The organism is Amycolatopsis sp. NPDC104819, from assembly GCF_055583145.1.
This window is the reverse complement of record NZ_JBVJON010000003.1, coordinates 600,998-620,015: the sequence shown is the minus strand read 5'-3', so window position 1 is coordinate 620,015 and position 19,018 is coordinate 600,998. Positions and strand designations below refer to the sequence as shown.

The window sequence follows — 19,018 nt, the reverse complement described above, 5'->3', positions numbered from 1 at the left end:
GCCGGGTGCCCGCAGGGTGTCACCGGTAGTTGGTGAACTGCAGGGCGATCTCGAAGTCCTTGCCCTTCAGCAAGGCGATCACGTCCTGCAGCTGGTCCTTCTTCTTGCCCGACACCCGCAGCTGGTCACCCTGGATCTGGGCCTGCACGCCCTTCGGCCCCTCGTCGCGGATGAACTTGGCGATCTGCTTCGCCTTGTCCGAGGCGATGCCCTGCAGGATCTTGCCGCCGATCTTGTAGATCTTGCCCGAGAGGGCCGGCTCGTCCGCTTCGAACGCCTTCAGGGAGATGCTGCGCTTGATCAGCTTCTCCTTGAAGACCTCGACCGCGGCCAGGGCGCGCTCCTCGGTCTCGGACTCGATCGCGATCGCCTCCTCGCCCGACCAGTTGATCGTCGTGCCCGTGCCGCGGAAGTCGAACCGCGTGCCCAGCTCCTTGCTCGCCTGGTTCAGCGCGTTGTCCACCTCCTGGCGGTCGACCTTGCTCACGACGTCGAAAGAGGGATCCGCCACGTGTCCTCACACCTCGTACTCGCTTGTCAGGGGCACCCAGCCTAGCCCCCACCACGGGACGGGCATCCCGGTTGACCCCCGCCGAGAGGCGTTGGGTAAGCTTCTCTCCGGCCGGTACGACCGGCCTGGGCGGGTTACCCGAGTGGCCAAAGGGGACTGGCTGTAAACCAGTTGGCTTACGCCTACGGGGGTTCGAATCCCTCACCCGCCACCCACAGTGGGCACGGCCCCGCGACCGTTACTCCGGTCGCGGGGCCGTTTCCTTGTATACCGGACACGAATGTTTGCCGGTGGTTTCCCCGCTGTACAACCAGATGTTCGAATTGTCCAATAAATGCCTCGTGTCGATTAAAGCCGCGATTCGGCGGCAATTCTGCGGCGAAACGGTGGAAGATTCATTCGTAGGTACGGCCCTAATTTCGAAATCGAGCGGGAATCCGTAACAGCCTTCTCGGCCCGCTCGACCCAGCTGGGTGGCAGAGGTCCGATCGATGGAGGCGAACATGCCCGTTCCCGGCACGCTCGAACGTCCGATGCGTGAACAGCTCGTGCAGGTCCAGTACGCCGACGCCCAGCTCGTCGCCGACTACGCCGACTCCTACTCCGGATGGGGGCCCACCGCCCGATATCACCACTCCCGCATGCACGCCGTCGACCAGGTGCTGCGGCGGTGCGCCGACGGGAAGCTCCTCGACGTCGGCTGCGGGCCGGGGATGATGGTGCGGCACCTGGTCGACGACCGGCCCGGGGACTTCGCCGTCACCGGGTGCGACCGGTCCGCCGCGATGGTCGACGCCGGACGACGGCGCGTGCGGGAAGCGGCCGGTTTTGCCGTCGGGGACATCGAAGAAATGCCGTTCCCCGACGGCGTTTTCGACATCGCGCTCGCGATGGGCGTGCTCGAGTACGTCGACATCGGCACGGCGTTGACGGAAATCGCGCGGGTGGTGCGGCCCGGTGGGCTCGTGGTCGTCACGATGCTCAACCCGCGCAGCCCCTACCGGCTGTTCGAATGGGGCCTGTACTGGCCGGCGCGCCGCGTTCTCGGCGGCCTCGAGCACGCGCTGAGAGTCCCGCAAAAACACGGCGCGCGCCGCACCGGAATCCAGGCGCTGCCGACCCGGCGGCTGCACCACGAACTGTGGCAGGCCGGCCTGCAACCGGAGGACACGCTGTTCTACGACGTCACCGCGCTGGTGCCGCCGCTCGACCGGGTCGTCCGGCGCTGGGACCGCCGGTGGCGCGCGCGGCCGGAGTCCACCGTGGCCCGCGGCGCCGCGGGCCGCCTCGGCACCGGGTACCTCGTCGCCGCGCGGCGGCTCTGACCCCGGAACGGAAGAACGGCCGGTTTCCCTGGGGGTGGGGAAACCGGCCGTCCGGGGGCGGCGGCGCTCGGGGTTACGCCGCCTGGGAAACCGGCGTCGAAGCCGGGGTCAGGGCGAGGTCGAGGACCTCGCGGACGTTGGCCACCGCGTGCACGTCCAGCTGGGACAGCACCTCGGCCGGGACGTCGTCGAGGTCCGGCTCGTTGCGCTGCGGGATGATCACCGTCTTCATCCCGGCCCGGTGGGCCGCCAGCAGCTTCTGCTTGACACCGCCGATCGGCAGGACGCGTCCGGTCAGGGACACCTCACCGGTCATCGCGACGTCCGCCCGGACCACACGGCCCGAGAGCAGCGACGCCAGCGCCGTCGTCATCGTGACGCCCGCCGACGGCCCGTCCTTCGGGACCGCGCCCGCCGGGACGTGCACGTGGATGCCCCGCTCGCGCAGGTCGCCCACCGGCAGCTCCAGCTCCGCGCCGTGCGAGCGCAGGTAGGACAGCGCGATCTGGACGGACTCCTTCATGACGTCACCGAGCTGGCCGGTCAGCTGCAGCCCGGACGCGCCGGACTCCTTGTCCGCCAGCGACGCCTCGATGTAGAGGACGTCACCGCCGGCGCCGGTCACCGCCAGGCCCGTGGCCACACCCGGGGTCGCGGTCCGCTGGGTCGACGCGGGCAGCGACGACTCCGGCAGGTGCCGCGGGCGGCCCAGGTAGGTCTCCAGGTCCGGGGAATCCACCGTGAGCGGCAGGGCCACCTCGTCCAGCGCCACCTTGGTCGCGATCTTCCGCAGCACCTTCGCGATCGTGCGGTTCGCGTCGCGCACGCCCGCCTCACGGGTGTACTCGGCGGCGATCCGGCTGAACGCGGCGTCCGTCAACGAGACGTCGGCTGTGCCCAGGCCGGCGCGCTCCAGCTCCCGGGGGAGCAGGTGGTCGCGGGCGATGGTGACCTTCTCGTGCTCGGTGTAGCCGTCCAGCGTGACGAGCTCCATGCGGTCCAGCAGCGGGCCGGGGATGGTCTCGAGCGCGTTGGCCGTCGCCAGGAACACGACGTCGGACAGGTCCAGCTCGACCTCGAGGTAGTGGTCGCGGAACGTGTGGTTCTGCTCCGGGTCCAGCACTTCGAGCAGCGCCGCCGTCGGGTCGCCGCGGTAGTCGGCGCCGACCTTGTCGATCTCGTCGAGCAGCACGACCGGGTTCATCGAGCCGGCTTCCTTGATGGCGCGGACGATCCGGCCGGGCAGCGCGCCGACGTAGGTGCGGCGGTGGCCGCGGATCTCCGCCTCGTCGCGGATGCCACCCAGGGCGACGCGGACGAACTTGCGGCCCATGGCCTTCGCGACGGACTCACCCAGCGACGTCTTGCCGACCCCGGGAGGGCCCGCGAGGGCGAGCACCGCGCCGGAACGCCGGCCACCGACCGGGCCGAGACCCGATTCGGCACGGCGCTTGCGCACGGCCAAGTACTCGATGATGCGTTCCTTGACGTCGTCGAGGCCGGCGTGGTCGGCGTCGAGCACCGCCCGCGCCGCGGCGATGTCGTAGACGTCCTCGGTGCGCTCGTTCCAGGGCAGCTCCAGGACGGTGTCCAGCCAGGTGCGGATCCAGCCGCCCTCGGGGGACTGCTCGGACGTCCGGTCCAGCTTGTCCACCTCGGCCAGCGCGGCCTTCTTCACGGCGTCGGGCAGCTCGGCGCCTTCGACGCGGGCGCGGTAGTCCGTGTCGTCGGTGGAGCCGTCGAGCTCGCCCAGCTCCTTGCGGATCGCCTCGAGCTGGCGGCGCAGCAGGAACTCCTTCTGCTGCTTCTCCATGCCCTCGGAGACGTCCTTGCGGATCGTCTCGGTGACTTCCAGCTCGGCCAGGTGTTCCTTGCTCCACTCGAGCGCCTTCTCCAGGCGCGCGGTGACGTCCAGCGTGGTGAGCAGCTCGACCTTCTGGTCGGTGTCGAGGTACGGCGCGTTGCCGGACAGGTCGGCGACCGCGGACGGGTCCTCGACCTGCTGGACGGCGTCCATCAGCTGCCAGCCGCCGCGCTGCTGCAGGATCGAGATGACGACGGCCTTGTACTCGGCCGCGAGCGGCGCGGTCCGGTCGTCGGTGGTTTCGGGGGCGTCCTCGGCGTGCACCCAGCGGGCGGCGCCGGGTCCGTCGGCGATCCGGCCGACGAGCGCGCGGCTCGTGCCGCGCAGCAGGACGGCGGCCTTGCCACCGGGCACACGCCCGATGCGCTCGACGGTCGCGACGGTGCCGTACTCGGCGTACTCACCGTGGACGCGCGGCACGATCAGAACCTCGGCCTTGGTGGCCGCGGCCGACCGGATGCCGGGGAACGACGCCTGGCTCGGCGTCTTGGCCTGGGCGGACTCCACCGCGGCCCGCGTCTCGGTGTCGGTGAGGTCGAGCGGGACGACCATGCCCGGCAGCACGACGTCGTCATCGAGCGGGAGCACGGGCAGGAGGCGGGTGTCGGTCATGTGCACTCCTCGGGTAGTTGAGTCTGCCTAGCTCAACTCTCCGATGGGTGTGTTTGTTTCCGATGGTGCGTTCGCCCACAGCGATCAGGGAAAGCGCAGTTCAGCGGGCCGGGCGGCGTGCGACGGCGCACCACGCGAACGGCCGGGTTTCGAAATCCAGGACCGTCGGACGCTCGTCGGGGCGCCAGTCCGGCAACGAGGTCATCCCCGGCGGCAGCAGCGGCCAGCCGCCGAACCAGGGCAGCAGTTCGTCGGCCGAACGCAGCCACGCCGGGTTCGACGTGTCGCGGTAGGCGTCGATGAACCGGTGCACCTCGGCCGCGCGGTCCGGCGGCGCGTCGTCGCGGCAGGTGCCGTGCGTCAGCGCCAGCCAGCTGCCCGGTGCGAGCTTTGAGCGGTACTCCGCCATCAGCCCCGCCGGGTCGTCGGACGGGCCGACGAAGTGCATCACCGTGATCATCAGCAGGCACACCGGCCGTGACCAGTCGATCAATGACGACGTTGCCGGGTCGGCGAAGATCTCCTTCGGCCGCCGGATGTCCCGCTCGACGAGCCCGGCCCAGTCCGACGCGCCCTCGCGCTCCAGGATCAGCCGCGAATGCGCGGCCGCCACCGGTTCGTAGTCGACGTAGACGACCGAAGCCCGCTCGCCGGACGGCAGCAGGTCGCGGACGATCTCGTGCACGTTCCCCGCCGTCGGCACCCCGGAGCCGAGGTCGACGAACTGGCGGACCCCGGCGTCCATCGCGGCCGCGACGACGCGGTTCATGAACGCCCGGTTCTGCCGGGAGATCGGCCGGATCAGCGGCCACACCTTCTCGACGCGGCGGCCGAACTCGCGGTCCACCGCCCAGTGGTGGTTCCCGCCCAGGTACCAGTCGTAGACCCGGGCCGCGGACGGCTTGTCGGTGTCCACCCCGGCCGGGGCGATCGGCGCGGTTTCGCTCATCCGCCGGGCTTCTCCGCGATGCCGCACCAGGCGTACGGCCGCGCTTCCGCCTCGAGCGCGTTCAGCTTCCGGTCGGGCCGCCAGTCCGGCAGGTGCACGATGCCCGGCTCGAGCAGCGGCCAGTCGCCGAACAGCGGCTCGATCTCCTCGCGGTCGCGCAGCCAGACCGGGTTGCTCGTCTTCCGGTACTGCTCGACGAACCAGCGCAGGCCCGCCAGGTACTCGCCGCTCCCGTCACCCTCGCTCATCTGCGAAAGCGCCAGCCAGCTGCCCGGCGCGAGCGCGTTCCGGTAGTCCGCCAGCAGGCCGTGCGGGTCGTCGTCCGGCCCGACGAAGTGCAGCACCGCCGCCATGATCAGGCAGACCGGCTTGGAGAAGTCGATCAGCCGCTTCGTCTCCGCGGCACGCAGCACGGCCTTCGCGTCCCGCATGTCCGCCTGGACGATGCCGGCCCAGTCGGTCGCCACCTCCTCTTCGAGGATCAGCGTCGCGTGCGCGACGGCGACCGGCTCGTAGTCGACGTAGACGACCGTCGCGTCGTGCTCGTCGGGCAGTTCCGCCTCGACGACCTCGTGCACGTTGCCGGCCGTCGGGACGCCGGAGCCGAGGTCGACGAACTGCCGGATCCCGGCCCGCAGCGCCGCCCGCACCGCGCGGTTCATGAACTCGCGGTTCTGCTTCGACCCGGGGCGCACGAGCGGCCACTGCTGCTCCACGCGCCGGCCGAACTCGCGGTCCACGGCCCAGTTCTGGGTACCGCCGAGGTACCAGTCGTAGATCCGGGCCGCCGACGGCTTCTCCGTGTCGACGCCTTCGGGCGCTCTGGGCGCGGAATCCCGCTGATCGGTCACTTCGGCTCCCACTCCCTCATCCTGGTGGCCAGCCTACAAAGAGCGGGTGTCCGCGGGGATCCGCCAGTCGTTCACCGAACGGCTGGTCGACGCTGCCAGTACGTCCAGAGCGGGCGGTAGCCCTGCGCGTACCAGAACGGCGTCGAAAGCGGGTTCGCCGCCGCGTGGTGCAGGAGGACGACGTCGGCGCCCTCCTCGTCCAGCACCTGGTGGGCGTGGGCGGCCAGCGCGGTGCCGACGCCGGAGGACCGCGCGGCCTCCGCGACGGCGAGCGAGGAGAGGTAACCGACGCGGGTCGCGGCCACGCGGTCGCTGATCCAGCCGGTCTCGCCGGGGTGCTGGACGTTCACCATGCCGAGCGGGCGGCCGTACAGCTCCGCGATCCACACCGCGGGCTCCGGCCGGTTCAGCTGCTCGGCGAGGTCCTTGGCCAGGATGTCCTCGACGCCCTCACGCCAGTTCACCGTGCCGTACTGGGCGTCGTAGGAGTGCAGCTCCATGCCGAGCGCGACGGCGGTTTCGAGGTCGTCCGGCCCGGCCCGGCGGATCTTGACGCCGGGGGTGCCGCGCTCGCCCGCCGGGACCAGCCGCTCGGCCGGGCGGACGGCGATCACGCGCAGCGGCGCGAAGCCGTGGTGCAGCATCTCGCGCGCGCCGGCGGCGTCGCGGCTGGCGCGCGGCACGACCGCCGCGGTCTCGGTGTCACCGTGCTCGGCGACCGCGCGCAGATGTTCATCCCATCGGGTGAGCAGGGCGTCGAGGACGGCCGCCGGCTGGGAGCCGGCCAGCTGGAGGTCGAGCCGGTGTTCGGTCAGCGCGCGCCAGGGGGCGTTGGGCGCGCCCTGGTCGACCTGGATGCGCGAGGCGAGGCCGGACGCGGCCGAATCACCGGTGGCGACTTCCAGCACCACGGCGTTTTCGGCCGCCTCGAAGGGAGAAGAACCGGGGAGCAGGGGATCCACCGCCGCGAGCCGGGCCGCGTGTTCGGTGGCAATCACGTCGCTGTGCATGGGCACATTCAATCGCTACCCGGGCTGTCGTGCGCACAGAAGTCCGTCAAGGTAGGACACCCCCGTCTTGCGGCGGGGTTCCGGCGAAGTCGGATTCGCCGGTCGGCTCGTAGCGCGGACGGCCAGGTACATCACGCCGGAGGTCGCGGTAGCGGCCCGGGAAGGGTCATGAATGACTCATTCATGACCTCTGACGAGGTGAATGAGTCATTCACGACATCGCAGCGGCCCGCCGGTCACGTTCGCCCCGACTTTGCCGGGACCCTGCCGTCTTGCGGGGGTCCGGGTGGCGGAGCCCCCGGCCCGGGGCGGAGCCCCGGTTGTCACAGATGTTTCACCCCTTGGTCCACGCAGGTCAGCGCCTTCGAGGCATTGTTAACCCTGGGGTGATCTCCTACTGTCTCGAAAGGGACACGGGTACGCCCTACGGGGTACGGTATGGCCCTTGTCCACACCCGAAGTCACGGATCAGCACCGGTGGACAAGCCGGGAGGGAAGGTCGGATGCCGGACACCAACGCCCACGGCGACGCCGTCGCACAGGCGCAGCCCGGGCCGGGAGCCGCTTCCGAGGCACCTCACCAGCCCGCCGCGTCCGCCGAGGCGCGCACCGACGAGCGCCGGTTCCGCGTCTACACCTTCGCCGTCCTGAGCCTGGGGCTCGTCGCCGCGTTCGCGGTCGGCTCGTGGCTGCCGTTCCACTGGGACAGCAAGCTGCTGTGGATCGGCCCGGTGCTCGCGGTCGCGTTCCTGCTCGCCGAACAGCTCGGCATCAACGTCGACGTCCGCAGCGGCATCTCGTGGACCATCTCCTTCACCGAGATCCCGCTCGTCATCGGGTTCTTCGTCGCACCGTTCGAAGTCGTGCTGGCCGCGCACCTGGTCGCCGGCATCGGGACGCTGCTCGCGCGGAAGGTCTCCGGCCGCGTCCTCTACAACGCGGGCGCGTTCCTGCTCGAGATCACCGGCGCCTTCGCGGTCGCCGGGTTGGTGAAGGTCGCCGTCGGCGCCGGGGCGGGCGCCGAGATCCCGTGGGTCGCCGCGCTCGTCGGCACCCTGACCGCGCCGCTCGTGAGCACGCTGCTCGCGCTGGCCGCGGTCCGCGTGCTGCGCCGCCGGATGCGGGTCAGCACCGCCGTCCGGCTCACCGCGCGGATCCTGGTCGTCGGGTTCGTCAACGCCTCGGTCGGCCTCTCCGGCTACCTCGTCATCTCCAACACCCCCAAGGCGTGGCCGCTGGTGCTGGCCGTGTTCCTCGGCCTCACCGCGCTCTACTGGGCCTACTCCGACCTGCTGCGCGAGCAGCGGGACATGGAGGCGCTCTCCGACGTCAGCCTGATGGTGGCCCGCTCCGGGCAGCAGGCCGCGGCGCGCCCGGCCAGCCGCGCGGAGGAGCTCGTCGGCGGCGTCGACGTCCGGGAGTGGGCGACGATCGCCGAGCGCATCAAGGACCAGCTCGCCGCGGGCCGGGTCGTGCTCCGGCTGCGGCTCGAAGCGAAGGACCCGATGCGGGTCGTCGTCGCGGGCGACGACCTGCCGCCGGCCGACCCCGCCGCCGACGACCCGCTGCTGCGGCTGCCCGGCGCGCACGTCCGGCACTTCCGGATCACCGAAGCCAACCCCGACGTCCGCACGGCGCTCCTCGACCGCGGCGCGCAAGAGGCGCTCGTCGTCCCGCTGCGCAGCGGGAACCAGCTCCTCGGCGTCGTCGAGGCGCACGACCGGCTGTCCCGCTGGCGCGGTTTCGGCAAGTACGACGTCCAGCTGCTCGGCACGATGGCCAGCCACCTCGCGACGTCGCTCGACAACCGGCGGCTGCTCGCGACCCTGCGCCACGACGCCTACCACGACCCGCTCACCGGGCACCTCAACCGGCTGGGGTTCCGGCAGGTGGCGAAGGAGCCGTTGCGGGACTTCGCCAACGCCGTGGTGCTGCGGATCGACCTCGACGTCTTCTCGACAGTGTCCGACGCGCTGGGCTACGCCTGGGCCGACCGGATGGTGATCGCCGCCGGCCGCCGCATCCGCGACGCGCTCGGCCCCGACGTCCCGCTCGCCCGCCTCGAAGGCGCGTCCTTCGCGGCGCTGCTGGTCGGCTGCCCGCCCGAGGACGCCCACCGCGCGGCGGAACGGCTGCGCGAAGAGCTTTCCGCGCCGTACCCGGTCGACCGGCTTTCGGTCGAGGCCAACGCGATGATCGGCTACGCGACGACGTCCGCGGACGAACCCGGCGACGTCGTCGACATCGAAGGCCTGCTGCAGCGCGCCGATGTCGCGGTCCGCGCCACGAAGGGCGGCGAAGAGGTCCGCGGGTACGTGCCGAGCATGGGCCAGATCTTCCTGCGGCGCTTCCAGATGGTCACGCAGTTCCGGCAGTCCCTCGAGGACGGCCAGGTCAGCGTGCACTACCAGCCGAAGATCACCCTGCCGAACCGTCAGGTCCAGGGCGTCGAGGCGCTGGTCCGCTGGGTGCACCCGGAGTTCGGCCGGCTCGGCCCGGACGAGTTCGTCCCGGCCATCGAGGCGGCCGGCCTGATCGGCGTGCTGACGTCGTTCGTGCTCGGCGAGGCGCTGAAGCGCTGCCGCAAGTGGCTCGACGAGGGCCTGCGGATCTCGGTGGCGGTCAACCTCTCGGTGCGCAACCTCGCCGACGAGGACTTCCCGAACAAGGTCGCGCGCGAGCTGGACCGCGTCGGCATCCCGCCCGAGCTGCTGACGTTCGAGCTCACCGAGTCCGGCGTGATGTCCGACCCGCAGAAGGCGCTGCCGATCCTGCGGGAGCTGCACTCGCTGGGCATCACGCTCGCCGTCGACGACTTCGGCACCGGCTACTCGTCGCTGGCCTACCTGCGGCAGCTGCCGGTCGACCAGGTCAAGATCGACAAGAGCTTCGTCCTCGGCATGGGCACCGACCTCGGCGACCTCGCGGTGGTCCGGTCGATCGTCGAGCTGGGCCACTCGCTCGGCCTGACGGTGGTCGCGGAAGGCGTCGAGGAGGACGTCGCGCGCGACCAGCTCGAGGCGATGGGCTGTGACGTCGCCCAGGGCTACCTCATCTCGCGCCCGCTGCCGGAGGACCGCCTCGAGGCGTGGCTGCAGGCTCGGACCGCGCGCTCGCCGGGTCGCCACTCCGAGACCGTGCTTACCTTGCTGACCTGAGGTTTTGCCGTTTGTCGACCCCGGTTGCACGGCCGGGTGACGGGGCTTGGTAATCTTTCCAAGTCCTCGCGAGAGGCCAGGCCCCTTTAGCTCAGTCGGCAGAGCGTCTCCATGGTAAGGAGAAGGTCTACGGTTCGATTCCGTAAAGGGGCTCGCGACCTCAGCCGCGCCACGTTCGCGTGTCGCGGCTTGGGTCATGTAAGGGCGGTGTAGCTCAGTTGGCAGAGCAAGCGGCTCATAATCGCTGTGTCGCCGGTTCAAGTCCGGCCACCGCTACGCGGTAACGACTGGGGCTGGCCCCCGGGACCTGAGAGAGAAGGAAACGCTGTGGCTGCCACCGACGTGCGACCCAAGATCACGCTGGCGTGCGAAGAGTGCAAGCACCGCAACTACATCACCAAGAAGAACCGGCGCAACAACCCGGATCGCCTGGAGATGAAGAAGTTCTGCCCGAACTGCGGTACGCACCGGACGCACAAGGAAACTCGCTGACCGCGTAGCGCGTTCGCACCAGCTTCGAAGAGCCGCCCTGGACCACCGGGGCGGCTCTTTGCTGTTGGTAGCCTCCTCGACGTGCCCTTGGACGAGTCGTTCACCGGGCGGGTGTACCCGCCGCAGACCAGTTACGAAGTGAGCCGGGAGAAGATCCGGGAGTTCGCCGACGCCATCGGCGACGGGAACCCCGTCTTCCGCGACCCGGAGGCGGCCAAGGCGGCCGGCCACCCGGACGTCATCGCGCCCCCGACGTTCATCACGATCATCAACCTCGCCGCGATCAACGCGATCGTCACCGACCCCGAGCTCGGCCTCGACTACTCGCGGATGGTGCACGGCGACCAGCAGTTCAGCTACACGCGCCCGGCGCACGCCGGCGACCGGCTGCTGCTGACCACGCACATCGACCGGATCATGGCCCGGGCCGGCAACGACTTCATCAACCTGCGCGCCGAGATCACCGACGCCGACGGCGCGCACATCGCCACCACGCGCGCGCAGCTCGTGGTGCGGGGGGAGGACGCGTGAACGTCGGAGACGAGCTGGGCACCCTCGAGGTCCGGATCACCCGCGAGCAGCTGGTGCGCTACGCCGGCGCGGCGCTGGACTTCAACCCGATCCACTGGAACGAGGCGTTCGCGAAGGGTGTCGGCCTGCCCGACGTCATCGCGCACGGCATGCTCACGATGGCCGTGGCCGGGCGCGTCGTCACCGACTGGCTCGGCGACCCCGGCCGGCTGGTCGACTTCAGCGCCCGCTTCACCCGCCCGGTCGTCGTGCCGAACACGCCCGAGGGCGCGCTGGTCGAGATCACCGGCAAGGTCGGCGCGATCCAGGACGACGGCATCGTCCGCCTCGACCTCGTCGTGAAGCACGACGGCAAGACGGTGCTGGGCAAGCCGCAGGCCCTCGTCCGCGCCTAAGGCAGCTTCAGGAGGGCCAGGACGGCGTCCGCCATGCCCTGCTCGCCGCGTGCGTTGGGGTGCAACGGCGCGGCGGGCGAGGCGGGCAGCAGGCCCTCCACCCAGCGTGTGCCGGACGCCGAGCAGACGTCGTGGCCCTTGCCGGGCGTCGCCGTGTCGGCGTACCCCGCGCGGTGGCCGTCGGCCTGGTCCTCGAGCATCTTGTTCAGCTTGCCGAGCGCCTCGCGGAAGTAGGCGACGTCGCCGGCGCCGACGGGCAGCGACGGCCAGCAGCCGTCGCCGTCGGGCAGCACGGTCGGGTAGCCGACGACGACCACCTTGGCCTTCGGCGCCTTCGTGTGGATCCGGTCCAGCACGGCGCCGACCTTCGGCGCGGCGGCGTCGATCCGCTCGGCCAGCTGGTCGTGCCCGCCGGCGGTCAGCCGGTCCTTGCACGGCGACGACGCCGGCTGGGTCGTCGCGCACGACGACGCCAGCTGCAGGAAGCCGACGTCGTTGCCGCCGATGCCGAGCGTCACCAGCGTGGTCTTGGCGGTCACGGCGTCGAGCTGGGGCGGGTTCGTGCCGTTGCCGGTCTTCTGCGCGGCGGTCAGGTTCGCCGTCGTCGCGCCGCTGCAGCTGACGTCCGCGAACTCGGCGGGCTTCAGCTTCGCGGAGACGAGGTGCGGGTAGTTGTCGTCCGAGCGGTCGCAGCCGGCGGGTGTCCCGGCCTGGCGCCCGGTGCGCGGCGCCGACGTGTAGGAGTCCCCGAGCGCGACGTAGCGCCCGGAGCCGCCTCCGGTGTCCACGCCGTCGGGCGGCGCCGACGAAGAGCCGTGCTGCCACTTGTAGTACCCGAAGGCCAGCAGGCCGAGCACGAGCACCAGGACGAGACAGCCGCCGCCCCCGCTCTTCTTCGCCACTCCTTCGTTCTACCGGGCCCGCACCCGCGCCGACCTAGTCAATCCGGGTGACGCGCTGGGCGAGCAGGTCGTTCACCAGCCCGGCGCCGCCCTCCGGGTCGTCCACGCTGACCAGCACCGTCCGCCCGCTTTCCAGCGCCAGCGCCATGGCCGGGCCGCCGCGCACCTTGTAGGCGGTCGTGCCGGTCACCGGGTTGAAGCGCAGGCCGAGCCCGGTGTCGCCGAACGTCGACAAGTCGCGTGTCGTGGCTTCGCGGATGCTGCCCAGCCCGATGTGCCGCCACGGGACGCCGAGGAGGCCGAAGCGGATCGTCACGCCCTTGGCGTCCACGGTCGCCTTCAGCCGGTAGGTCATCGCCGTCACGAGGGTGCCGACCAGCGCGATCCAGACGGCCATCGGCCAGGAGAGCCCGGCGGGCAGCAGGCCGATCGCGACGGGGACCAGCAGCAACGCCCAGAGCATCGCCGGGTTCACCGCTCGGCTCGTCCAGTAGGCACGCTGGCCCGGCTGGAGCCCGACGCTCGGGCGGTCCGGGCTGGCTTCGACGGCCGGGGCGGGGAGGCCGCCGACGAACGCCGCCACGACCCCGAGGACGGCCGCGCCCGCCAGGAACAGCACCACGACCGCGCCACTGCGCGCCGCGTGCCAGTCCGGCACGTCGAGGTTGGGCACGAGCACCGAAAGCAGGGTGGCCGGCGCCAGCACGGCGAACCCGGCGCCGACCCCGACGGTGACCCGCGGCACCGGCCGGCCCCGGCGGAGCGCGGCGACGGCCGTCGTCGCGAGGACCACCGTCGCGACCGCGCCGAGCGCCAGGCACACGGTGACGAACACCCCGGCCGGGGTCGAGCCGTCCGGCCCGTCGTTCCAGTGCGTCGCGATGGGGTCGGGCAGCCGGCCGGCCCAGGCGCCCGCGAGGAGCCCGGTGGTGACCAGCACCGCGCCCGGCAGCACGGCCGTCGCGGTCAGGACCCGGATCAGCTTGGTCATGAGTACTTCTCCTTCAGGATCCCGGTGAGCTCCTCGAACCCGACACCCGCGCGTTTGGCCTCGCCGGCCAGTTCGGCGGCCAGCTCGGCCAGCCGGGCCCGCGCCGACGCCCCGCCGATCACGACGGCGCCCCGGCGTCGCCGCAGGTCGATGAGGCCTTCGTCGCGCAGCACGGCGTACGCGCGCAGCACGGTGTGGACGTTGATCTCCAGCGCCGTCGCCAGCTCGCGGGCGGGTGGCAGCTGCTCGCCCGGGGCCGGGCTGCCGTCCGCCAGGGCGCGGCGCAGCGACGCCGCCACCTGTTCGAAGAGCGGGACGGTCGAGCTCGGGTCGATCCGGACCAACATAGTTCTAACTGTACTAGAACTAACCGGCTTTGGTCGGGTGAACCTGAACGAGGGATCGATGGTTGCGTGCGGCGGGGATCACGGCGAGGGTGGGGCCCGCCGGAAGAAGTCGAACCGAGAAAGGCAGGAAAAGCTGTGGGCCTGAACCTGAACAAGCTCGTCGACAAGGCTTACGAAGACAAGTCGATCAAGGAGCTGCTGGACGCCCCGCCGTCCGCGCTCGAGGGGCTCACGCCGAAGCACGACGAATTGCTCGCGGAGCTGAAGATCAAGACGGTCCGCGACCTCGCGAACTGGAAGTACGCGGCCAAGGCGCAGGCGCTGGCCACCCTCGCCGACAGCGAGTCCTGACCGCTCAGGCGGCCAGTCCGGCCGCCAGCTCCAGTGCGTGGTCGACGTCCTTCGCGACGTAGTGCAGGTCGACCAGCACCTCCGTGATGCCCGCTTCGCGGGCGACGTCCAGGCACGCCGGGACGTCCGCGACCGAAGCGACCCCGGTGCCCGCGCGCGGGTTGATCCGCAGTACCCGCCGCAGCGCGCCGGGGTCGCGTCCGGCCTTCTCGGCCGCTTCGAGCGCGACCGACCAGAGGCCGTCGAGGTACTGCCTCGGCATCCAGCCGGCGAGCCAGCCGTCCGCGCGGCGCCCGACCCGCGCCAGCGCCGGCGGCGAGAACCCGCCGAGCAGCACCGGCGGCCGCGGCCGCTGCGCCGGGCGCAGGCCGACCGTCGACGGCGCGATCCGCCACTTCGGGCCGTCGTGCGCCGCCGGGTCGCCGGTCCAGAGCGCTTCCAGCGCGTCGAGCACGTCTTCGAGCCGCTTGCCGCGGCCCGCCCACGGCACCCCGGTCGCGAAGTACTCCTCGCGCAGCCAGCCGAGCCCGAACCCGACGTCCAGCCGGCCGCCGCTGGCGAGGTCGAGTGAGGTCAGGGCCCTGGCCAGCAGCACCGGGGAATAGACCGGCCCGGTCAGCGCGCTCATCCCGAGGCGCGCGGTCCGCGTCACGGCGGCGGCGGTGGCCAGCGTCGTGAACGGGTCCGCGAAGGTCTCGAACTCCTTCGGGTACGGCTCCGCCGGCGTCCCGCCGCCCGGGTAGAGATCGGACGGCTCCCGGGGCGTCAGGATCCGGTCGCCGACCCACAGCGAGCCGAAGCCGAGGTCCTCCGCGGCGGTCGCGAAGCGCGCGACGGCGGCGGGGTCGGCGAGGGCGCCGTACTGGGGGAGCGCCAGGCCGAGCCGCGTCCCGCTCACCGGTGAGCGGGACTCCGGGGTGCTCGTCATGGCGGACATCCTGGCATGATCAAGGGGTCGGCGGGAGGTTTTCCGCAGGCCGACCGGGCTTCGGCGGTCGATCGGGGGGCGCGGTTGCGGGCTCTCGTGAGGCTTGCCGTAGACTTCGGGACTTGGAACGCACTACGGTCATCCCCGCCTGGATGGTGGGGATGCTGGAAGGCGTCCACCGAGGCTTCGAGAGATCGAAGTCTCACAGGGGTGTAGCTCAATTGGCAGAGCAGCGGTCTCCAAAACCGCAGGTTGCAGGTTCAAGTCCTGTCACCCCTGCGTAACGGAACTGGTGGAGCGGAGGAGTGGTCGTGAGCGACAGCGACGCCAGCGGCGGCGAGCAGGAGCAGGACGGCAACGGGCAGAAGCCCGAGAGCCCGTCCCGTCCCGTCACAGCCGCCGCCCGGCGTGAACGCCGTGCGACCGCTCGTCCGGCGGGCAAGTCCGCGGCACGTGCGGACGACAAGTCCCGACCGGCCGGGAAGTCGGGGGAGAAGGCCGCCCCCGACGCGAAGGGCGCTCCGACTCCCAAGCGGGACCAGAAGGCGAAGAAGGCCTCCGTGTTCGCGCGGCTGGTGCGCTTCGTCCGCGAAGTGTGGGCCGAGCTGCGCAAGGTCATCTGGCCCAACCGCAAGCAGATGGTCACCTACACCGCGGTCGTGCTGGTCTTCGTGGTGTTCATGGTGGCCCTGGTGAGTGGTCTGGATCTCCTGTTCAAGTGGGGCATCGGCCACGTTTTCGGCTGACGCGCCTCGGCGCGCGCCGATGGGGCTCAGGTCCCGGCCTGACCCCGGCAATGATCAACTGAGAGGACGGAACGTGACCTCCGACAACGGCACATCAGCCGGTCACGACCTGACCGAGCTTTCCGACGAGCAGGTGCACGCGGCACTCGGTGACGAGGAGTCCGCGCACCTCGAGCCCGTCGAGGTGTCCGACGAGGTCGACGAAACCGCCCCTGCCGACGCCGAGGCCGCTCCGGAAGAGGCCGCGGCCGACGAGGCCGAGCCCGCCGCGGCGGACGACGACCCGGTCGCCACGCTGCGCGCCGAGCTGATGGCCGCGCCCGGCGAGTGGTACGTCGTGCACTCCTACGCCGGGTACGAGAACAAGGTGAAGACCAACCTCGAGACCCGGACCACGACCCTGGACGTCGAGGACTACATCTTCCAGATCGAGGTCCCGACCGAAGAGGTCACCGAGATCAAGAACGGCCAGCGCAAGCAGGTGCAGCGCAAGGTGCTGCCCGGCTACATCCTGGTCCGGATGGACCTGAACGACGCCTCGTGGAGCGCGGTGCGCAACACGCCGGGTGTCACCGGGTTCGTCGGCGCCACCTCGCGGCCGTCGCCGCTGACCGTGGACGAGGTGCTGAAGTTCCTCGCCCCGCAGGTCGAGAAGGAAGCCCCGGCGAAGGCCGGCAAGGGCGAGTCCACGACGACCGCGGCGCCGCTCGGCGGCCCGGCCGTCGAGGTCGACTTCGAGATCGGCGAGTCGGTCACGGTCATGGACGGCCCGTTCGCCACGCTGCCGGCGACGATCTCCGAGGTCAACGTCGACGGGCAGAAGCTGAAGGTCCTGGTGTCGATCTTCGGCCGGGAGACCCCGGTCGAGCTGTCGTTCACCCAGGTCTCCAAGATCTGACGGCCGCTCGGTCGGCCGCAGTCCCCACGTCCACGGCAGGTACGCGGGGAACGTAGTACAGGACAGGAAAAGAAATGCCACCCAAGAAGAAGAAGCTTGCGGCGATCATCAAGCTGCAGATCAAGGCGGGCGCGGCCAACCCCGCTCCGCCGGTCGGCCCGGCCCTGGGTCAGCACGGCGTCAACATCATGGAGTTCTGCAAGGCCTACAACGCCGCGACCGAGTCGCAGCGCGGGGACGTCGTCCCGGTCGAGATCTCCGTGTACGAAGACCGGTCGTTCGACTTCAAGCTGAAGACGCCGCCGGCCGCCAAGCTGCTCCTCAAGGCCGCGGGCGTCGAGAAGGGCTCCGGCGAGCCGCACAAGACCAAGGTCGCCAAGGTCACCTGGGACCAGGTCCGCGAGATCGCCAAGACCAAGGAGACCGACCTCAACGCGCACGACATCGACCAGGCGGCGAAGATCATCGCCGGCACCGCTCGTTCGATGGGCATCACGGTCGTCGACGCCTGATCCACCGCAGTACGTGGGAGAGCCGGGTGCGGCTCGTCACCACACTGATCCGTTTTTGAGAAGTTAAGGACAGAAGCATGACCAAGCACAGCAAGGCATACCGCCAGGCTGCGGAGCTCATCGACAAGGCGCGGCTGTACGCGCCCCTCGATGCCGCGAAGCTGGCGAAGGAGACCTCCAAGACCAAGATGGACGCGACCGTCGAGGTCGCGATGCGTCTCGGTGTGGACCCGCGCAAGGCCGACCAGATGGTCCGCGGCACCGTGAACCTGCCGCACGGCACCGGTAAGACCGCCCGCGTCATCGTCTTCGCCGTCGGCGACAAGGCCGCCGAGGCCGAGGCCGCCGGCGCGGACGCGGTCGGCACCGACGAGCTGATCGAGCGCATCCAGGGTGGCTGGCTCGACTTCGACGCCGCGATCGCGACGCCGGACCAGATGGCCAAGGTGGGCCGCATCGCCCGCATCCTCGGCCCGCGTGGCCTGATGCCGAACCCGAAGACCGGCACGGTGACCCCCGCGGTCGAGAAGGCCGTGAAGGACATCAAGGGCGGTAAGATCAACTTCCGCGTGGACAAGCAGGCCAACCTGCACCTGGTGATCGGCAAGGCTTCCTTCGACACGGAGAAGCTGGTCGAGAACTACGCGGCCGCGCTGGACGAGATCCTCCGCGCCAAGCCGTCGTCGGCGAAGGGCCGGTACCTGAAGAAGGTCACCTTCACCACGACGATGGGCCCGGGCATCCCGGTCGACCCGCTGCGGACCCGCAACCTCCTTTCCGAGGACGCGAACGTCTGAGTCGGACATCACCGGAAAGGGCGCCCCCGCTTGCTGCGGGGGCGCCCTTTTTTCGTGTCTGATGGACGGCATGCCGACTTTCGCGTCGTTCGACGGCCTCCGGTTGAACTACACCGTGTGGGAGGGCGACGGCGCCCACCGCCCGGTGCTGCTGCAACACGGCTTCGCGGCCGACACGAACGCGAACTGGATCTCGACGGGCGTCGTGGCGGCCCTCCGTGCGGCGGGCCTGACGGTGATCTCCCTGGACGCGCGCGGCCACGGCCGTTCCGAGAAGCCCCACGACGAGTCCCGCTACACCGAAGACAGCATGGCCCGCGACATCTCGGCCCTGCTGGACGAGCTGGCCCTGGACGAGGTCTCCCTGGTCGGCTACTCGATGGGAGCGATCATCGCCCTGGCCGCAACGGCAGCGGACAAGCGCATCCGCTGCCTGGCAACGGGAGGAGTGGGCTCGGGCATCGTCGACTTCGGCGGCGTGGACCTGAGGGTCGTGAAGCCGGCGGACATCGCTTCGGCGCTGCTGGCCGAGGACCCGTCGACGGTCCCCCCGTCGGGGGTTCCGTTCCGCCTGCTGGCGGACGCCACCGGCGGCGATCGTCAGGCGCTGGCCGCGGTGGCGTTGGCTTCGCGGGAGGGGCACCTGGATCTGTCGTCGATCGGGGTCCCGACGCTGGTGTTGGCGGGAGACCAGGACCTGCTGGCCGCCGAACCGGAGAGACTGGCGGCGGCGATCGCGGGAGCCAGGCTGGTGAGAATCCCGGGCGACCACATGACGGCGGTGATGTCGCCGGCGTTCTCGGAGTCACTGGTCGCGTTCCTGTCGGCGCCGCACCCCCGCTGAGCAC

Annotated in this window: 20 protein-coding genes and 4 tRNA genes; 15 read left to right on the top strand and 9 right to left on the bottom strand. The window is 70.8% G+C overall.

Features of this window, described 5'->3' with window-relative positions; translation table 11 throughout:
- Positions 1 to 19: 19 nt before the first annotated feature.
- Entirely contained in the window at positions 20 to 511 is a 492-nt protein-coding gene (locus ACZ63E_RS12205; protein WP_247015184.1) for a YajQ family cyclic di-GMP-binding protein, read from the bottom strand.
- A gap of 128 nt (positions 512 to 639) precedes the next feature.
- On the opposite strand from ACZ63E_RS12205, the gene ACZ63E_RS12200 reads away from it, so the two are divergent.
- Together ACZ63E_RS12200 and ACZ63E_RS12195 are read left to right on the top strand one after the other, a co-directional pair.
- Positions 640 to 722, top strand: a tRNA-Tyr gene (locus ACZ63E_RS12200).
- Between the two features lie 292 nt (positions 723 to 1,014).
- Positions 1,015 to 1,836, top strand: a complete 822-nt coding sequence (locus ACZ63E_RS12195) for a class I SAM-dependent methyltransferase (RefSeq protein WP_465335993.1) — start codon at positions 1,015 to 1,017, stop codon at positions 1,834 to 1,836.
- Positions 1,837 to 1,909: 73 nt separating this feature from the next.
- Here the strand turns inward: ACZ63E_RS12195 and lon are convergent, their stop codons facing one another.
- From lon to ACZ63E_RS12175, 4 genes are all read right to left on the bottom strand, one after another.
- Complete coding sequence (lon, locus tag ACZ63E_RS12190) at positions 1,910 to 4,312, bottom strand: endopeptidase La (RefSeq protein ID WP_465335992.1); 2,403 nt, start codon at positions 4,310 to 4,312, stop codon at positions 1,910 to 1,912.
- A gap of 100 nt (positions 4,313 to 4,412) precedes the next feature.
- On the bottom strand, positions 4,413 to 5,261 hold the full coding sequence (locus tag ACZ63E_RS12185; protein WP_465335991.1) for an SAM-dependent methyltransferase: 849 nt from the start codon (positions 5,259 to 5,261) through the stop codon (positions 4,413 to 4,415).
- Positions 5,258 to 6,112: an SAM-dependent methyltransferase gene (locus ACZ63E_RS12180; protein ID WP_465335990.1), complete on the bottom strand. Its 855-nt coding sequence runs from the start codon at positions 6,110 to 6,112 to the stop codon at positions 5,258 to 5,260. Before ACZ63E_RS12180 ends, ACZ63E_RS12185 begins: the two co-directional genes overlap by 4 nt.
- 71 nt (positions 6,113 to 6,183) lie before the next feature.
- The gene (locus ACZ63E_RS12175; protein WP_465335989.1) at positions 6,184 to 7,122 is read right to left on the bottom strand and encodes a GNAT family N-acetyltransferase; all 939 of its coding nucleotides are present in this window, start codon (positions 7,120 to 7,122) and stop codon (positions 6,184 to 6,186) included.
- Positions 7,123 to 7,625: 503 nt separating this feature from the next.
- On the opposite strand from ACZ63E_RS12175, the gene ACZ63E_RS12170 reads away from it, so the two are divergent.
- The 6 genes from ACZ63E_RS12170 (at position 7,626) to ACZ63E_RS12145 (ending at position 11,698) form a co-directional block, all read left to right on the top strand.
- A complete protein-coding gene (locus ACZ63E_RS12170; protein ID WP_465335988.1) occupies positions 7,626 to 10,280 on the top strand; it encodes a putative bifunctional diguanylate cyclase/phosphodiesterase in 2,655 nt (884 codons plus the stop codon).
- Positions 10,281 to 10,360: 80 nt separating this feature from the next.
- A tRNA-Thr gene (locus ACZ63E_RS12165) sits at positions 10,361 to 10,433 on the top strand.
- A gap of 50 nt (positions 10,434 to 10,483) precedes the next feature.
- Positions 10,484 to 10,556, top strand: a tRNA-Met gene (locus ACZ63E_RS12160).
- Between the two features lie 51 nt (positions 10,557 to 10,607).
- Positions 10,608 to 10,772 carry a 50S ribosomal protein L33 gene (gene rpmG / locus ACZ63E_RS12155; protein WP_005152047.1) on the top strand — a complete coding sequence of 55 codons (165 nt, stop codon included), beginning with the start codon at positions 10,608 to 10,610 and terminating at the stop codon, positions 10,770 to 10,772.
- 81 nt (positions 10,773 to 10,853) lie between these two features.
- Complete coding sequence (locus ACZ63E_RS12150; protein WP_465308580.1) at positions 10,854 to 11,303, top strand: MaoC family dehydratase N-terminal domain-containing protein; 450 nt, start codon at positions 10,854 to 10,856, stop codon at positions 11,301 to 11,303.
- Positions 11,300 to 11,698 (top strand): MaoC family dehydratase, encoded by a 399-nt coding sequence (locus tag ACZ63E_RS12145; protein ID WP_465308582.1) that lies wholly within the window; start codon positions 11,300 to 11,302, stop codon positions 11,696 to 11,698. The genes ACZ63E_RS12150 and ACZ63E_RS12145 overlap by 4 nt, the downstream gene beginning before the upstream one ends.
- On the opposite strand, the gene ACZ63E_RS12140 is transcribed toward ACZ63E_RS12145, so the two are convergent.
- Genes ACZ63E_RS12140 through ACZ63E_RS12130 form a run of 3 tightly spaced genes read right to left on the bottom strand, consistent with a single transcriptional unit; the run spans position 11,695 to position 13,938 of the window.
- Positions 11,695 to 12,600 (bottom strand): SGNH/GDSL hydrolase family protein, encoded by a 906-nt coding sequence (locus tag ACZ63E_RS12140; RefSeq protein WP_465335987.1) that lies wholly within the window; start codon positions 12,598 to 12,600, stop codon positions 11,695 to 11,697. The genes ACZ63E_RS12145 and ACZ63E_RS12140 overlap by 4 nt on opposite strands.
- A 34-nt stretch (positions 12,601 to 12,634) precedes the next feature.
- Positions 12,635 to 13,591 (bottom strand): hypothetical protein, encoded by a 957-nt coding sequence (locus tag ACZ63E_RS12135; protein WP_465335986.1) that lies wholly within the window; start codon positions 13,589 to 13,591, stop codon positions 12,635 to 12,637.
- Positions 13,588 to 13,938 carry a GntR family transcriptional regulator gene (locus ACZ63E_RS12130; RefSeq protein ID WP_465308588.1) on the bottom strand — a complete coding sequence of 117 codons (351 nt, stop codon included), beginning with the start codon at positions 13,936 to 13,938 and terminating at the stop codon, positions 13,588 to 13,590. Before ACZ63E_RS12130 ends, ACZ63E_RS12135 begins: the two co-directional genes overlap by 4 nt.
- Before the next feature lie 135 nt (positions 13,939 to 14,073).
- On the opposite strand from ACZ63E_RS12130, the gene ACZ63E_RS12125 reads away from it, so the two are divergent.
- Positions 14,074 to 14,289, top strand: a complete 216-nt coding sequence (locus tag ACZ63E_RS12125) for a hypothetical protein (protein ID WP_465308590.1) — start codon at positions 14,074 to 14,076, stop codon at positions 14,287 to 14,289.
- Between the two features lie 4 nt (positions 14,290 to 14,293).
- Here the strand turns inward: ACZ63E_RS12125 and ACZ63E_RS12120 are convergent, their stop codons facing one another.
- Entirely contained in the window at positions 14,294 to 15,217 is a 924-nt protein-coding gene (locus ACZ63E_RS12120; protein WP_465335985.1) for a TIGR03619 family F420-dependent LLM class oxidoreductase, read from the bottom strand.
- Between the two features lie 206 nt (positions 15,218 to 15,423).
- Here ACZ63E_RS12120 and ACZ63E_RS12115 point away from each other — a divergent pair.
- The 6 genes from ACZ63E_RS12115 to ACZ63E_RS12090 all read left to right on the top strand — a co-directional run bounded on the left by ACZ63E_RS12115 (position 15,424) and on the right by ACZ63E_RS12090 (position 19,014).
- Positions 15,424 to 15,496: transfer RNA gene (locus tag ACZ63E_RS12115), tRNA-Trp, on the top strand.
- 26 nt (positions 15,497 to 15,522) lie between these two features.
- Positions 15,523 to 15,963 (top strand): preprotein translocase subunit SecE, encoded by a 441-nt coding sequence (gene secE / locus ACZ63E_RS12110; protein WP_465308594.1) that lies wholly within the window; start codon positions 15,523 to 15,525, stop codon positions 15,961 to 15,963.
- A gap of 73 nt (positions 15,964 to 16,036) precedes the next feature.
- Positions 16,037 to 16,861 carry a transcription termination/antitermination protein NusG gene (gene nusG, locus ACZ63E_RS12105; protein ID WP_465335984.1) on the top strand — a complete coding sequence of 275 codons (825 nt, stop codon included), beginning with the start codon at positions 16,037 to 16,039 and terminating at the stop codon, positions 16,859 to 16,861.
- Positions 16,862 to 16,935: 74 nt separating this feature from the next.
- A complete protein-coding gene (rplK, locus tag ACZ63E_RS12100) occupies positions 16,936 to 17,373 on the top strand; it encodes a 50S ribosomal protein L11 (protein WP_043781763.1) in 438 nt (145 codons plus the stop codon).
- Positions 17,374 to 17,450: 77 nt separating this feature from the next.
- Positions 17,451 to 18,170, top strand: coding sequence for a 50S ribosomal protein L1 (gene rplA, locus ACZ63E_RS12095; protein ID WP_284747830.1), 720 nt, complete (start codon positions 17,451 to 17,453; stop codon positions 18,168 to 18,170).
- Positions 18,171 to 18,240: 70 nt separating this feature from the next.
- Entirely contained in the window at positions 18,241 to 19,014 is a 774-nt protein-coding gene (locus tag ACZ63E_RS12090) for an alpha/beta fold hydrolase (RefSeq protein ID WP_465335983.1), read from the top strand.
- Positions 19,015 to 19,018: the final 4 nt, after the last annotated feature.

Bases quoted from the DNA above. Each gene is read 5' to 3' on its own strand.
- ACZ63E_RS12195 (WP_465335993.1), top strand. From the start codon at position 1,015: ATGCCCGTTCCCGGCACGCTCGAACGTCCGATGCGTGAACAGCTCGTG.
- lon (WP_465335992.1), bottom strand. From the start codon at position 4,312: ATGACCGACACCCGCCTCCTGCCCGTGCTCCCGCTCGATGACGACGTC.
- ACZ63E_RS12185 (WP_465335991.1), bottom strand. From the start codon at position 5,261: ATGAGCGAAACCGCGCCGATCGCCCCGGCCGGGGTGGACACCGACAAG.
- ACZ63E_RS12175 (WP_465335989.1), bottom strand. From the start codon at position 7,122: ATGCACAGCGACGTGATTGCCACCGAACACGCGGCCCGGCTCGCGGCG.
- ACZ63E_RS12170 (WP_465335988.1), top strand. From the start codon at position 7,626: ATGCCGGACACCAACGCCCACGGCGACGCCGTCGCACAGGCGCAGCCC.
- ACZ63E_RS12135 (WP_465335986.1), bottom strand. From the start codon at position 13,591: ATGACCAAGCTGATCCGGGTCCTGACCGCGACGGCCGTGCTGCCGGGC.
- ACZ63E_RS12130 (WP_465308588.1), bottom strand. From the start codon at position 13,938: ATGTTGGTCCGGATCGACCCGAGCTCGACCGTCCCGCTCTTCGAACAG.
- ACZ63E_RS12120 (WP_465335985.1), bottom strand. From the start codon at position 15,217: ATGACGAGCACCCCGGAGTCCCGCTCACCGGTGAGCGGGACGCGGCTC.
- rplK (WP_043781763.1), top strand. From the start codon at position 16,936: ATGCCACCCAAGAAGAAGAAGCTTGCGGCGATCATCAAGCTGCAGATC.
- rplA (WP_284747830.1), top strand. From the start codon at position 17,451: ATGACCAAGCACAGCAAGGCATACCGCCAGGCTGCGGAGCTCATCGAC.
- ACZ63E_RS12090 (WP_465335983.1), top strand. From the start codon at position 18,241: ATGCCGACTTTCGCGTCGTTCGACGGCCTCCGGTTGAACTACACCGTG.